12 protein-coding genes are annotated in these 15,365 nt (G+C 43.4%); 7 read left to right on the top strand and 5 right to left on the bottom strand.

Going from position 1 to position 15,365, the window contains the following annotated elements:
- The first annotated feature begins 6 nt into the window (after nt 1–6).
- A complete protein-coding gene (locus PGQ38_RS00915) occupies nt 7–1,551 on the top strand; it encodes an AMP-binding protein (RefSeq protein ID WP_118577684.1) in 1,545 nt (514 codons plus the stop codon).
- 108 nt (nt 1,552–1,659) lie between these two features.
- Here PGQ38_RS00915 and PGQ38_RS00910 read toward each other — a convergent pair whose 3' ends face one another.
- From PGQ38_RS00910 to PGQ38_RS00900, 3 genes are all read right to left on the bottom strand, one after another.
- Nucleotides 1,660–2,238, bottom strand: coding sequence for a TetR/AcrR family transcriptional regulator (locus PGQ38_RS00910; RefSeq protein ID WP_118577683.1), 579 nt, complete (start codon nt 2,236–2,238; stop codon nt 1,660–1,662).
- Between the two features lie 101 nt (nt 2,239–2,339).
- Nucleotides 2,340–3,041, bottom strand: a complete 702-nt coding sequence (locus PGQ38_RS00905; RefSeq protein WP_118577682.1) for a hypothetical protein — start codon at nt 3,039–3,041, stop codon at nt 2,340–2,342.
- A 410-nt stretch (nt 3,042–3,451) separates the two neighbouring features.
- On the bottom strand, nt 3,452–4,459 hold the full coding sequence (locus tag PGQ38_RS00900) for a LacI family DNA-binding transcriptional regulator (protein ID WP_118577680.1): 1,008 nt from the start codon (nt 4,457–4,459) through the stop codon (nt 3,452–3,454).
- Nucleotides 4,460–4,795: 336 nt separating this feature from the next.
- Between PGQ38_RS00900 and PGQ38_RS00895 the strand changes: the two genes are divergently transcribed.
- The 6 genes from PGQ38_RS00895 to PGQ38_RS00870 all read left to right on the top strand — a co-directional run bounded on the left by PGQ38_RS00895 (nt 4,796) and on the right by PGQ38_RS00870 (nt 12,860).
- Nucleotides 4,796–6,196 carry an L-fucose/L-arabinose isomerase family protein gene (locus tag PGQ38_RS00895; protein ID WP_118577679.1) on the top strand — a complete coding sequence of 467 codons (1,401 nt, stop codon included), beginning with the start codon at nt 4,796–4,798 and terminating at the stop codon, nt 6,194–6,196.
- A 2-nt stretch (nt 6,197–6,198) separates the two neighbouring features.
- A complete protein-coding gene (locus PGQ38_RS00890) occupies nt 6,199–7,032 on the top strand; it encodes a transketolase (protein ID WP_270430553.1) in 834 nt (277 codons plus the stop codon).
- Nucleotides 7,025–7,957 carry a transketolase family protein gene (locus PGQ38_RS00885; RefSeq protein ID WP_270430551.1) on the top strand — a complete coding sequence of 311 codons (933 nt, stop codon included), beginning with the start codon at nt 7,025–7,027 and terminating at the stop codon, nt 7,955–7,957. Before PGQ38_RS00890 ends, PGQ38_RS00885 begins: the two co-directional genes overlap by 8 nt.
- A 147-nt stretch (nt 7,958–8,104) precedes the next feature.
- Nucleotides 8,105–9,580, top strand: a complete 1,476-nt coding sequence (locus tag PGQ38_RS00880; protein ID WP_270430549.1) for an FGGY-family carbohydrate kinase — start codon at nt 8,105–8,107, stop codon at nt 9,578–9,580.
- Between the two features lie 355 nt (nt 9,581–9,935).
- Nucleotides 9,936–11,366, top strand: coding sequence for a sialate O-acetylesterase (locus tag PGQ38_RS00875; protein ID WP_148461456.1), 1,431 nt, complete (start codon nt 9,936–9,938; stop codon nt 11,364–11,366).
- A 66-nt stretch (nt 11,367–11,432) separates the two neighbouring features.
- Complete coding sequence (locus PGQ38_RS00870) at nt 11,433–12,860, top strand: alpha-L-fucosidase (protein ID WP_148461457.1); 1,428 nt, start codon at nt 11,433–11,435, stop codon at nt 12,858–12,860.
- Between the two features lie 70 nt (nt 12,861–12,930).
- Here PGQ38_RS00870 and PGQ38_RS00865 read toward each other — a convergent pair whose 3' ends face one another.
- Nucleotides 12,931–14,583, bottom strand: a complete 1,653-nt coding sequence (locus PGQ38_RS00865; protein ID WP_148461458.1) for a type 2 periplasmic-binding domain-containing protein — start codon at nt 14,581–14,583, stop codon at nt 12,931–12,933.
- Complete coding sequence (locus PGQ38_RS00860; protein WP_148461459.1) at nt 14,576–15,355, bottom strand: response regulator transcription factor; 780 nt, start codon at nt 15,353–15,355, stop codon at nt 14,576–14,578. Before PGQ38_RS00860 ends, PGQ38_RS00865 begins: the two co-directional genes overlap by 8 nt.
- Between the last annotated feature and the right edge of the window lie 10 nt (nt 15,356–15,365).

Genomic DNA, 15,365 nt, shown 5'->3' with positions numbered 1-15,365 from the left:
AAAAATATGCTGATCAGGAATATATTAGAAGAAAGTGTACAGAAATTTGGCGAAGTCAAAGCAGTAAAATGGCTTAACCGAAAAGAAGTTCTGGAGAAAAGTTACAGCGAAATAATGAAAAACGTGATTTCTACCAGAAAAGGACTTCTTGCAGAAGGGTTTGAGGGAAAACATATTGCATTAATCGGAACCAGTTCTGTAGAATGGATCGAAAGCTATCTGGGAATTATTACAGGATGCGCTACAGCGGTGCCGCTGGATGCTGCACTCCCGTGTGAAGAACTGATCGACCTGATAAATCGCTCCGATTCCGAAGCACTCTTCTTAAGTCCGAAACACAGACCATATCTGGAAGCATTTCTTGCAAACTGTCCGAAGCTTCAGAAGGTGTGGATGCTCCAGAAAGAGGTGGAGGATCTGCCTTCAGGAGTGTACAGTATCAATGAGCTGAGAGATATGGGAAAGAGTGCAGCAGAAGATGCTTCCTGTCCGGATGCAGAAGCTATTGCGACTATTATCTTTACTTCCGGAACCACAGGCAAGAGCAAAGGGGTTATGCTGACACAGAATAATCTGGCATCCAACGTTGAGGCAGTTAAGATTTCAGCAGAGCCTGGAACTGCCATGCTCAGTGTACTTCCAATCCATCATGCATTCTGCCTTATCATGGACTGGCTGAAGGGATTTTCTCAGGGGGCAACTATCTGTATCAATGACTCCCTGCTTCATATGGTCAGAAATATGAGCATTTTTAAACCAGATATCATGCTCATGGTTCCGATGATGATTGAGACAATTTATAAGAGACTGGCGGCTGCTGATCCGGAAATCCCGAAGGCGGTTCTTGCAGAAAAAGTATTCGGCGGAAAACTGCAGACGATTTTTACCGGCGGGGCACATCTGGATCCGTACTATATTGACCGTTTTGCAGAATATGGCGTTCAGATACTGGAAGGATATGGCATGTCGGAATGTTCTCCGGTTATCAGTAATAATACACCGGAAAATCATAAACCGGGTTCTATCGGAAAACCACTTGAGAATGTGGAGATAAAGTTTGAAAACGGGGAGATTCTGGTAAAGGGTACAAGTGTTATGAAAGGGTACTATCAGATGCCGGATGAAACAGCAGAAACGCTGAAGGATGGCTGGCTGCATACTGGAGACAAGGGGTATATGGATGAAGATGGATACCTTTTTATTAACGGTCGTGTGAAAAATCTGATCATTCTCTCCAATGGGGAAAATGTATCACCGGAAGAAATCGAGAATAAGCTTGCGCTGAATCCACTTGTTGCGGAAGTGATTGTAACAGGTGAAGAGAATGGTCTGACAGCACGTATCTATCCGGAACAGGCAGTTGTGGAGGCAAAAGCACTGGATACTGAGATGATTCGTTTACAGCTTCAGGCATTTCTGGATGTATACAATAAAAGTCAGCCGACCTATCGTCGTATTACAGGCCTGGTGATCCGGAAAAATCCGTTTATACGTAGTACAACAAAGAAAATCAGGAGACAGGATGTCCTGATTGATGAGCCACAGGCATAAAAAAATCCGTCTGAGTGAATTGCTTAGACGGGTTTTTCTTATGCTTGTTTGAAAGAGTGTTCCCGCAATCTGCACGCCTCATTTTGCGGGAATGCTTTTTCAAACACGTTAGGATAAAAGAGGCAGCATGCCAGTCAGGAAAACCTGAGTCAGAATCTCTGCAATGACTTCTGGTGCAAGATCGAAATGATCCCGGGTCCATTTGTGAAGAACACCGATTGTGCTGCCGATCGCACAGGTGATCACATAAGATATTTCCTCTTTTGTGTGTCTGCCGGGTCTGGCACTGGAGGTAGTAGCGGTGACATAGTGATGAAGCATAGTCAGCATTTTTTCAAAGAGATCATTCCCATGGGGGGTGCTCAGAAGACTGGAAAGGAAAGGATTTTCCATTGTATAGTGGCAAAGTGTCAGAAAATAGGACTGACAGATATCCCGGTCATTTTCAGGATGAAATTTTTCCATTATAGAAAAAACATCCTGGATCGTCTTTTCCTCAACAGCGGATACAAGAGAGGGAATGTCTTGATAATGATTATAAAAAGTGCTTCTCGCGATACCGGCTGTCTTAGTGATATCGGATACTGTGATCTGATCAGGAGTTTTTTTCTTTAGAAGTTTAAAAAAAGCACCCAGGATGGCTTCATCCGCCACAGAATATCTTTCGTCAGGAAATGAATTTTGCATAGTCGCTTCCCTCCCAATATTTTATCAATAAATATAAGGATATGAGTGGCAAAAGACCTTTTGACTCTCATATCATGTATATATGGAAATCTGGAAAATGTTTATTTCTCTATTTCATAGGCAGGAATCAATATACATGCGCAGAAGTTTTCCAATGGCTGGAAACATTTGATAATAAGTTCACGATGAATCCTGGCACTGTAAGTCTTGAGACGACAGCTTCCGCCATTCAAGGCAACATCTGTATATGCGGCAAGGAGCTTCTTATCTCCGTTGGGAAATGCCTGATAAAAAGACTGGTCAAGTATTTCCAGAGTATCCATGCCTTCCAGAAGAAGCATTTCTTTATTGCAATAGCGGAAAACGAAGTCAATTCCAGTTCCGTTTTTATTAAAAATCAGTTCGATTACACAAAAAGCAATGGGCATATCATCTAATACAGAAAAACGCGTACGAATATTTGGAGATAAAGTCTTGGCAGGATCCTGATGCAAAGATTTGTTCAGAAATTTGTGAGTGGCCGCGCCACGCTTACGTCCTTCCAGACGTACGCCATCCTTCATATGATAGGTGCAGTTCTCAATATGATCAATCTGTCCTCTGGAAACCACGGTGCCCTTATTTATGGAAATATAATCATAAGGTATAAGAATTTCATATAAATCTTTGACTGTGATAAAAGTTTTCACAACTCGTCCATCGGTCATATAAATACAGGTCTTATTCTCCTGCCTGAGCAGATATTTGATATTACTGATATGGATATTGTTTTTCCTTAAAAATTTCATGATTTTTTCATCCATATAAATATCCCTCCGGTTATTAGTGTAAGGTAGAAAATGTCAGGTTACTATATTTCTGACATTGCTATCTGCAGATAATGAAATAAGTATACCATAAACGTAAAGATTTTACCAGTGTAATTGGGTAAAATATAAGGCTGCATGATCTGTATGCATCGTGATTTGTTTTGGGTGAAAAGAGCGCAGAAAATCCGGTTTTTTCAGATGAAAAAATGCACGGATGTTATAATTGAAAAGTAAATTTTGTGATAATTTCACAATAAAAGACGATATTTTCGAAAAAATTGAAACAAATAAATATATCATAAATACTGTAAAAAGACAGGGGTTTTGGAATTAAACGTCTTTGCAATAAGTAATTAAAAAGGTATCACAACCGGAAGTGAAAGGTTGCGATACCTTTTTTTGCGTCAAACTGAAAATCGTTTTACCAGATTTGCCGAAACTTCAATTTTACAGGTATGCTGCCGGGGTTCGTTTATTTGAGAGAGAAGCTCTCTGGCGGCAACCTGTCCCATATAATGACGGGGGATGCTGATACTGGTAAGGGAGGGGTCGATAATGCGTCCCTCAGAGATATTGTCGAAGCCTACAATTGCCACCTGCTCCGGCACCTTGTAGCCTCTGAGCCGCAAGGCCTTGATAGTTCCGATTGCAATCAGGTCATTGTCCGCAAAATAACAGTCTGCCAGAGTATCTCCCCTGTCAATAATTGCAAGCATATCTGCCATTGCTCCATCAATGGTTGGAGAAAGCTGGTGGATAATACAGCGGGAACGGGACATTCCGTTATCATGGACAGCATGATAAAATCCCTCCAGGCGCTCTGAAAAGTTGCGGAGAGGATAAGCAGACTGCAGGTATCCAGGCTGCTTCATTCTCCGGCTGATCAGATAATCGGTAGCCAGATAAGCTCCCTGACGGTTATTGGGAACAACATAATTACAGTTAAGGTTTTCAAAATAGGCGTCTAGGATCACCACCGGAAAAGGAAGCTTCAGGAAAGGCCGGACCATTTCTTCCCGCATTTCAGTACCAAACAAAATAATTCCAACGCAGTCAGTAGTTCTTAAATCCCCCAGATAATGCTCCAGATTATCCCGCTTTTCATAAAATGTGATTACTTTCAGTTTATAATTATCTTTTTGCACTACGGATTCCATACCCTCCACCATAGCATCAAAAATAGGAGAATAGGACATGATGGCATTATGGGAACGATAGCTTACCGCGTAAATGCTTCCGGCTTTATTTTTCTTTAGAGAAAGTTTGGTAAAGTCGTAGCCGTATTTTTCCGCAGCTTCTACCACCAGCCGGCGGGTTTCAGTGCTGACTCCGGGCTTATTATTCAGCGCCATGGAGACGGCAGTCTGTGAAAGATTCAGTTTTCTGGCCAGTTCTTTAGCAGTAATGGACATTTGCGGCACCTCCCGGAGTGGTATTTAGTAAAGTATCTGCTGTTTAGGGCAGAAAGTTGGTTTCCTGTGGAAACTGTTCATATTTCTTTGGCAGAAATTTTTTCTGTTGTATATATTGTACTTCTTAATTGAAAAATAAACAATATATTTGTGAAAAATAAAGCTGAAATAAAGTCAAAAATACTTTATTTTTTATTGGAATAAAGCTGAAGGAGACCTATACTAGAGCTATAAAGAAAAGCAAACAGAATATCTGGGTAAGTAATAAAGAAAGAGATTTTACAGCTAAGAAAAACCAAAGGAAAATAATAAATATAAACAAGGAGGAATACCAGAATGGCAAAGATCAAAATCGGCTACGCGCCAACCAGACGAAGTATTTTCAGTGCACCGGATGCAGTTAAGTATCGTGGACTTACTGCAGACAGATTAAAAGAATTAGGAATCGATTTTGTAGACATCACAGACGTAAATGACGAGGGGCTTCTTTATGACGAGGCAGGCCGCATCAAGATTGCAGAGAAATTCAAAAAAGAGAAAATCGACGGACTTTTCCTTCCACACTGCAACTTCGGAACTGAGTTTGAATGCGCAAGACTTGCAAAAGAGTTAAATGTACCGGTTCTTCTGTGGGGACCTCTTGATGAGAGACCAGACGAGAACGGTGTTCGTCTTCGTGATACACAGTGCGGACTTTTTGCAACAGGTAAAGTCCTCAGAAGATTTCGCGTTCCATTTACATATATGACAAACTGCAGACTGAATGATCCGGTATTCGAGCGTGGCCTTCGTGATTTCATGGCTGTCTGTAATGTAGTAAAAACCTTCCGCAACATGAGAATTCTTCAGATTTCCACAAGACCATATGAGTTCTGGTCCACCATGTGCAACGAGGGTGAACTTCTTGAGAAATTCAACATCCAGCTGACCCCAATCCCAATGCCAGAGCTGACAGATGAGATGAAGAAAGCAAAAGCAGAAGGAACAGAGGTTGCAAAGGTTGTAGAATACTGCCGCCAGAACATGGAAATCTGTGTAAAAGACAACGAGCTTGAGAATGTAGCAGCTCTGAAGGTTGCTATGGGAAATCTTATTAAGAAATACGGCTGTCAGGCAGCTGCAATCCAGTGCTGGAACCAGCTGCAGAGCGAGATCGGAATTATGCCGTGTGCAGCAAACGCACTTCTCAATGAAGAGGGAATTCCGGTTGTATGTGAGACAGATATTCACGGTGCAATTACCGCTCTTCTTGTTGAGGCAGCAGCACTTGATGATACAAGAAGCTTCTTCGCAGACTGGACCATCCGCCATCCTGACATTGAGAACGGCGAGCTCCTTCAGCACTGCGGACCATGGCCGATCTCTGTTGCAAGAGAGACACCGAAGCTTACTTATCCGCTGGCATTCAGCCATCCGGGAAGCATTACAGCAGAAGCAAAGCATGGTGAAGTGACACTGGCACGTTTCGACGGTGATAACGGAGAATACTCCATGCTCCTTGGAAAAGCAAAAGGCGTTGACGGACCGAAAGGTATGGGAACTTATCTCTGGGTTGAGGTTGAGAACATCAAACGTCTGGAAGCCAAGATTGTAGAAGGACCATACATCCATCACTGCGTAGGTATCCATAAAGACGTAGTTCCGGTACTTTACGAGGCATGCAAATACATGGGAATCACTCCTGATTTATATGATCCTATTGAAGAAGATGTGAAAGCATATTTAAGAGGTGAATGAGAATGGAAAATTTAAAGGCAAAATCTTTTGACTTAAGAAAAGATACTGTAGACATTATCGTTGCCGGAAAGGGCGGTCATATTGGCGGTGACATGAGTGTGATTGATACTCTGATGAGCCTGTATTTCTGCCAGATGAATATTTCCCCGGAAAACATGGATGACCCGGATCGCGACCGTTTCGTACTCAGCAAAGGCCACTCTGTAGAGGCTTACTACGCCGTACTTGCAGCAAAGGGCTTTCTGGATCTGGAAGATATTAAAGCACATTTTTCAAAATTTGGTTCCAAATATATCGGACACCCGAACAATAAGCTTCCTGGAATCGAGATGAACTCCGGTTCTCTGGGACATGGACTTCCGGTATGTGTAGGTATGGCTCTTGCAGGCAAAAAAGATAACAGAGATTACCGTGTTTACACCGTAATGGGTGACGGTGAGCTGGCAGAGGGTTCCGTATGGGAGGGCTTCATGGCAGGACATCAGTACAAGCTGGACAACCTTTGCGCAGTAATCGACCGTAACCGTCTTCAGATTTCCGGAAACACAGAGGATGTTATGGGACATGATGATCTTCATGCGCGTATCCGTTCTTTCGGATGGCATGTGATCGATGTAAAAGACGGAAACGATATTGACCAGTTAAATGCTGCTTTTGAAGAAGCAAAAACTGTAAAAGGCAAACCAACCGCTGTAATTGCCAACACTGTAAAAGGCTGCGGCTCTTCCGTAATGGAGAACAAGGCAAACTGGCATCACAAGGTTCCGACACAGGAAGAATATGATCAGATCATCGCGGATTTTGCAGCAAGAAAGGAGGCCGCTCTTCATGAATAAGATTCCAAACAGACAGGCCATCTGTGAAGTTTTGATGGACAAGGCAAAAGAGGATAAAGATATTATGGTGCTTTGCAGCGATTCCAGAGGATCCGCTTCCATGACACCATTTGCAGATAATTTCCCGGATCAGTTTATTGAGACCGGTATTGCAGAGCAGAATCTGGTAAGTATTTCCGCAGGTCTTGCAAAATGTGGAAAGAAACCATTTGCATGCTCACCAGCCTGCTTCTTATCCACAAGAAGCTACGAGCAGGCCAAGGTTGATGTGGCATACTCCAATACAAATGTTACTCTTATCGGTATCAGCGGTGGCATCAGTTACGGCGCACTTGGAATGAGCCATCATTCTGCACAGGATATCGCAGCTATGTCCGCAATCCCGAATATGAGAGTTTACCTTCCAAGTGACCGTCATCAGACAAAGCATCTGATCGAGGCACTGTTGAAGGATGAGAAACCATCTTATATCCGTGTTGGAAGAAATCCGGTTGAGGATATTTATACAGAAGATAACTGCCCATTTGAAATGGACAAGGCAACTGTTCTGAAAGAGGGAACAGATGTGGCAATCATTGCCTGCGGCGAGATGGTTCGTCCGGCATTTGCAGCAGCCAAGTTATTGGAGGAGCAGGGAATTTCCGCAACTGTACTGGATATGTACTGCGTGAAACCGCTTGACGCAGAAGGTGTTATCAAAGCTGCTCAGAATGCAAAGGCAGTGATCACGGTAGAAGAGCACGCTCCATTTGGTGGACTGGGTTCTATGGTTGCACAGGTTGTTGGTGCTAACTGCCCGAGGAAAGTGCTGAACATGGCTCTTCCGGATGCTCCGGTTATCACAGGTAACTCCCAGGAAGTATTTGATTACTATGGATTAAATGCCGAGGGTATTGCGAAGAAGGCTGTGGAAGCTCTGAAATAAAAATCAAATAAGAAACAAATTTAAGCGTGACTGACAGACTGCAAAGTGCAGATCCGGTCAGGCACGCTTATTATTTAGCTACAAAACAGATTTAAGCTACAGCGATGTTGATTTTAGAGAATATAAAAGTTTAAGAGGATAGTAAACATGGCGAAATATATTATTAGTATTGATCAGAGTACCCAGGGTACCAAGGCGCTCCTTTTCGATGAGACAGGAAGCATTATGCGCCGTACCGACCGCCCTCACAGGCAGATCATCAATGAAAAGGGCTGGGTTTCCCATGATCCGGAGGAAATTTACAGCAATGTTCTGGAGGTTGTGAAAGAACTTCTGGAGGGGGTAGAGAAGGAATATGTAGTTGGGCTGGGAATCAGTAACCAGCGTGAAACTTCTCTTGCATGGAACCGCGTCACCGGTAAGCCTTACGGAACTGCAGTTGTATGGCAGTGCGCCCGTGCCGTGGATATCTGTGCCCGTGTGGAAAAGGCTGGCGCAGCAGAGCTGATCCGCCAGAAAACCGGAATGAATCTTTCCCCATATTTCCCGGCTTCCAAGATCGCATGGCTTCTGGAAAATGAAGAGGGCGCAAAAGAGGCGGCAGAACGTCACGAAATCTGCCATGGAACGATTGACAGCTGGCTGGTTTACAAGCTGACAGGGGGCAAAGAATACAGAACCGATTATTCCAATGCTTCCAGAACACAGCTTTTCAATATTTTTGACCTGAAATGGGATGAGGAAATCTGCGGATTATTTGGCATTGATCCGGCAAATATGGCAGAGGTTACAGATTCCGACGCCTGCTTCGGCGAGACGGATTTCGAGGGACTTCTTCCTCATAAAATCCAGATCCATGGCGTATTGGGAGACTCCCACGGCTCTCTTTTTGGTCAGGGATGCCTGCAGCCAGGCATGATCAAATCCACTTATGGAACCGGCTCTTCTATTATGATGAATATTGGTGAGAAGCCAATTCTCAGTACCCATGGGGTTGTTACTTCTCTTGCGTGGAAAATCGGCGGCAAGGTTAACTATGTGCTTGAAGGCAACCTGAACTATACAGGCGCTGTGATTACCTGGCTGAAGGACGATCTTCAGATCATTTCTTCTCCTGGAGAGACCGGTAAACTGGCGAAAGAGGCCATTCAGGAGGACAGCCTGTATCTGGTTCCTGCATTCAGTGGTCTTGGCGCGCCTTACTGGGACAGCGAGGCGAGAGCTTCTGTTGTAGGCATGAGCCGTACTACCCGCAAGGCTGAGTTTGTAAGAGCGGCACTTGAATGTATTGCTTATCAGATTACAGATGTTGTACAGGCTATGTCTGAGGATGCTGGTGTTCCGGTGAAGGAGCTTCGCGTAGATGGCGGTCCGACCCGAAACGACTATCTGATGCAGTTCCAGAGCAATATTGCAGATGCCGGAGTTCTGGTTCCGGATTCCGAGGAACTTTCCGCTATTGGACCGGCCTATGCGGCAGGATTGCAGCTTGGCGTCTGGGATGAAAGTATTTTTGGAAAATTAAACCGCGTGTCCTATAAACCGGACATGGATGCCAAGAAACGGGAGCAGAAATATGCAGGATGGAAGAAGGCAGTTGCTTCTGTGATCACAAACAAATAACAATTGGTATTTAAGATGGTTTAGTCCGTCTCCTATATGCAAGCCCTATGAACAAGATGGCCTATAAAGGATTAGGACAGTGCTCATGGGGCTTGCCCTATGTCCATAAAATCCTGGTTCCTGACTACTTGTAAGAGGCGCAGGCAGTTTCATTTATCTGAAAAATTTACATAATGGTCTGAAAAATGAATATACCAATGAAATTGAAAAGACTTTATAATGAAAAACAAGACGAAAGAGCAAGCTCCTTCTGATAAACTGCGAAGCAGTTATTCAGTTATGAGCAAGTAGCGAAGCGGACCTGGAATATCCGCTTGATATAGATTATGTAGCTGGAAAGAGAGGTTGAATTAAAATGCATGGAATTACGTTGACGAAGGCTCCTGCAGATTGGGAAATTTTGCAGCAGGAGAATGGTAAGGCATCTGTAGCTTTAAAGGGAAACTTTCAGGTTCATCCGGCAGCAATTGAAGTGGGTGTTGAAAGGGTTACTCCGGTTGTGAGAGTTATGCGTGAGGATGACAATATGACGGTGATTCCCTGGACAAATGCAGATCATTTTACATGTAATGAGAAATTTCAGGGGGAATTTGAGGTGACACTGGAGATTCCGGCCGGGGGACCTTACAGGATTGACACCAGCCTGGAAACAAAGAGCACTGTTCCGGATCTTACATGGCTCTATCGTGGAGATTGTGTGCTCCATCTGGGAGTAGGAAACCTGTTTATTATTGCAGGTCAATCTAATTCAGCGGGATACAGCAGGGATTTTTGCATTGACCCACCTAGCATGGATGTGCATTTGTATCGTAACAGAAACAAGTGGGATATTGCAAGCCACCCTATGAATGAAAGCACTTTTGCCGGATCTCTGGCCAATGAAGAGATGGGTGTGCCGGGAGTATCTCCTTATCTTGCGTTTGGAAAGACTTATGGGAAAATGACGGGAATGCCTGTGGGATTGATTCAGACCTCTCTTGGCGGTTCTCCTATGGAAAGATGGAATCCAAAGGACGGAGATTTGTACTTAAATATGTTGGACAAGATTCATCAGACCGGGGGAAAATATGCAGGAGTGCTCTGGTATCAGGGATGCTCAGACACCAATCCGGGACCGGCAGAAAAATATCTGGAGCATTTTAGGGAGTACGTGGAAGCAACCAGAAAAGAACTGGGATATGAGATCCCGTTTTTTACCATGCAGCTGAACAGACAGATCAATGGAATCAATGACGAGTGCTGGGGAATGGTGCGTGATGCTCAGGCAAGAGCAGCGAAGGAGATACCGGGAGTTTCTGTTTTGACAACTTCCAATTTAAGCCTTTGCGATGGAATCCACAATACAGCACAGGCTAATGTAGCGCTTGGAGAAAAGCTGGCGAAGCAATGTGCCCATGTGTTAAATGGAAAGGAAGAGTATCAGCCGCCTGAGCTTGTAAAGGTTGAAAGAGCAGACGAAGCGGAAAGAAAGAGCTTCCAGCTGGAGGGAAGCGGAATCTGGCTGAAGCTTACCTGCGATCATGTTAAGAATTGCTTCCTGGTTTACTCAGCAGTGGGAAAAGACAGCGGATTTACTTTGACAGACAGTGAGGGTGAGGTGGAGATCCTTCATATTCGCGGAAACAGAGAGAACAAAAATCATCTTTATCTGGAATTGGCACGAGAAGTGGAGGATGAAGCAGAGCTTTCCTTTGTATGGCAGGCAGATCCGGTTAAACAGCCACCAGTGGACGAAGTGACCTTTTTGCCGCTTCTGTCTTTCTATAAGAAGTCAATAAAATTGTAATAAATTCAGCCTGCCCATGGCAGTGCAACAAAAAACGCCTGCGGGCAGAATGGAGTATTGGAAAACATGAGAGAGGTCAATTGGAACAATGTAAAAAGAGAAGCACCAAAGTGGTTTCGAGATGCAAAGTTTGGATTATTTTTTCACTGGGGACCATATAGCGTTCCGGCATATCAAAACGAGTGGTATTCCAGAAATATGTACTGCAAAGGCTTGGAGCAGAACCAGTATCATGAGAAAACCTATGGAAGTCTTCATGACTTTGGCTATAAGGACTTTTATGATATGCTCAAAGGAGAAAAATTTGATCCGGATCAGTGGGCTTCTCTTGTAAAGCGTTCCGGCGCAAAATATGCCGGTGCAGTTAGTGAGCATGCAGATAATTTTTCCATGTGGGACAGCGCAGTTAATCCAATTAATAGTATGAATTATGGTCCTCACCGTGATATTGTGGGAGAATGCACAGAGGCCTTTCGCAAGCAGGGAATTCGTACAGTGGCAACCTTTCACCACCAGTGGTTGTGGGGATGGTTTATGTCAACGGATAATGAGGCAGATGTGTATATTCCGGAAAATGAAAAATATTACGGTCCTGCACTGCCTCTTGAGACAAATCGCTATATTCCTTATCGCTATCCTGACGAAGCATTTTGCAAAATCTGGCGGGATAAGGTGTTGGAGGTTATCGACAAGTATGAGCCGGATGAGGTGTATTTTGACAGCCGTACCTGCATTATCCAGGAAGACTATCGCTATGATGTAGCCGAATATTATTACAACACCAGAGAAATTAAGGACGGAATCATTACATACAAACAGGAGGATTATCCTAAGGATATCGGCGTTTATGATATTGAGTGCGGAAGATTTTCTTCCCCAAAGGACTTCCCATGGCAGTCTGACGACCGGCTGGAGGATAACATTACCTGGTGTATGGTACAAAATCCCAAATATAAATCAGCAGAGCGGATTATCCATCAGCTTTGCGATATTGTTTCCAAGAATGGAAATCTTTTGCTAAATGTAGGTCCATATGCAGACGGTTCCTTCCATCCCGATGCAGTGCGTATTTTGGAAGAGATCGGGGACTGGCTGGCTTTAAACGGTAAGGCAATTTATGAGACAAGGCCATTTAAGGTGGCAGCAGAAGGTCCTACTACAGTAGATGATGCCAATTATGATGTGGGAAAAATCCAGGAGCAGCTTGATAAGGGCGATGCTGTTGATGTGCATAGTGATACTCTTACTGCTCAGGACTTCCGTTTTACCACACATGGCGATGCTCTTTATGCGATTGCATTTGGCTGGCCAGAGGACGGAGAGTTCTGTATCCGTACACTTCGTAAGGGTGGTGCTTTTGACGGTGAGATTAAGAAGGTAACTATGCTGGGAAATGAAGGTGAGCTTGCTTTTTACAGAAAAGAAGACGGGCTTTATGTAAAAGCACCGAAAAAGAAGCCTTGTGACTGTGCTTATGTTTTGAAAATCAAATAAATTTATCTATATAAAATCCCCATCTGAGATTATTGCTGTATAAGCAAAGCTTCAGGTGGGGATTTTTAAATTAATTTTGTGATTTTGCGAAATTTTCATTTTGCCTTTGAATATATTCGTCCAGTCCGTCAGATCGCATTTGCTTTAACACATTTTCCCACATGTCTACGGCATCGTCATTTCCGATAATACAGCTTATGAATTGTTTAAATGCATTGGAGGTGCTAAATTCCTCTGTTGGTTCTTTTGGATAGCTCATGAATGCATAAGGGCGGCTGACCTGCGTAGTGTGCTCCTTGCAGTAATTGGCGGATTCAGAAGCAAGAATAGTTGCAAATTTTCCATAACGGAGGGTATTCATATCATTGACTTCAAAATCTTTCCAGCTTCCGCCCCAGGTTGCAATACCGGAAAACAAAATAGAAGATGGATATTTTCTGGCAAGAGCTGTGGTAAGGCTTTCTCCTTTTGTATCCAGAAGGCAGGAATAATTTCCATCTTTATCCTTTTCATAATCAATTCCCTCTAATCCATAATGACAGAAATCCTGTCCTTCATCAGAAAGAAGAAATTCAAATAGAGCAAGAATGCGCTCTGCTTTTGTATCGTCTACATCTGAGGAAATATAAGATTCCGACCAGAAGATGCTGGAGGAATTACTGTATCGAATCCCGTCTGGTGCGGGAAAAACAGGAAGCACATCCACACAGTCCTCGAAGGACTTATCATTCAAGGCATCCCATCTGTTTTTTAATTCCATAAGTGAAGAAGGGGAGGATTTATATTCCAGGGCACCGAGCCGTCCTGCTGCGAAGTCATCCATAACAGCAGAGGGGGATTTGGTGTAAAAATCAGGGTCCAGACCACCCTCTTCGTACAGCAGGCGATAATCCTTTACTACTTGCTTGAATGCGTCCGTGGACCAGGAAGGAACATAGAAACCGTTATTTTCCGTCCAGGAATAAACATTGCATTCAGGAGCGATGCCAAGAATCACCCATTTTCCAAGTGCATTTATGGAATTAACATTGTAACCGAGCGTATCATCAATGCCATTTCCATCCGGATCATTTTTTGCAAAAGCAATCGTCATGTCTGCAAAATCCTGAAAGCTTTCCGGATTGGAAATCCCAAGGCTATCCATCCAGTCCCGGCGAACCAGCATAGCAGCATCTGTAGCACCAAGAACTGGATCCAGAAAGGAAACACGGGGAATGGCATAATACTTGCCATTTGTATATCGGGTATAGGATACAGAATTCAAAACCTCATTCAGGCGCGGATAGTCTGTCAGATCCTCAGGCAGAGCACGGATGACTCCGGTATTGATAAAATCAGAAAAGGTTGCGGAGTCATTATTGTCGTTGGAAGAAAGTGTTAATGTGGCAAAAACATCAGGAAGGCTTCCGGTAGCACTCAAAATCTGATAACGCTCTTTGTAATTTGACCAGGTTACAGCCATCGGTTCCAGCGTAATATTAAATAAATCTTCAATATACTGAGTCATAGCGTCTGGTTCGGCTGCTTTTTCCATCTCTTCAATATTCCAATAGCCAACACTGATATTTAAATGTTTATCAAAGGACAGATTCTGAATGGATTCAGGAAGTGCCTGACGGCTGATTTTTGTAGTAGTTGAAGAGGAATCACAGCCGGTGGCTGTGAAAATCAAAGCGGCTGCAATGGAAACCCCCAATAACTGTTTAGAAATAAGATCACACATGTTCTTCAGAATCCTTTCGATAAGCGGTAGGTGTGCATCCTTTTACTTTTTTGAACACCTTTGCAAAATAAAAATAGTCACTGTAGCCAACCTGAGTGGCAATGGCAAATACGGTTTGGTCACTGTGTGCAAGAAGCCATGCAGCATGTTCAATCCGCAGACTGGTCAGATAGCTGACAAAGGTTCCTCCTGTTTCCTGACGAAAAATCTGACTGGCATAATTAGGATTGATACTGCAGTATTCTGCAAGATTTTGTATGGAAATATCTTCCTGATAATGCTTTTCTGTATAATCAATCATCATCTGCACAGATTTGTGGGAAGAAACAAGATGCTGAGGATGAAAAATGTTTGGCTGCTCTTCCAAAGAAACTTCTTGATTTTCTGCTTTTTGTTCCTGCTCCTGAAGAAGCTGATAAGCCTTTTGCATGGAATCCATAAGCTCACTTCTGGAAAATGGCTTTAGACAGTATCCGATCGCATTGTGAAACATTGCTTTCTGAGCATATGCAAATTCAGCATGTCCGCTTATCATAATGAAAAGAGTTGATAAGCCTTCCGCATGAGCTGCCTGCAGAATTTCTAGTCCACCCATGCCAGGAAGTCTTACATCCACAAATGCAAGGGCCGGTTGATGAATACGGATATATTCAAGACCGGAAAGGCCGTCATAAAATTCTGTGGTGATTTCAAAATAGTCCTGATTTTTGATGGTAGCAATCAGACTTTTTACAACCCATTTTTCATCGTCAATTACAATTGCCTGATACATATAAATATTC

The sequence above is a fragment of the Blautia faecis genome, from assembly GCF_027662325.1.
Lineage (GTDB): Bacteria > Bacillota > Clostridia > Lachnospirales > Lachnospiraceae > Blautia_A > Blautia_A faecis.
The sequence above is the reverse complement of the archived record's forward strand: the minus strand, read 5'-3'. Positions and strand labels throughout refer to the sequence as shown.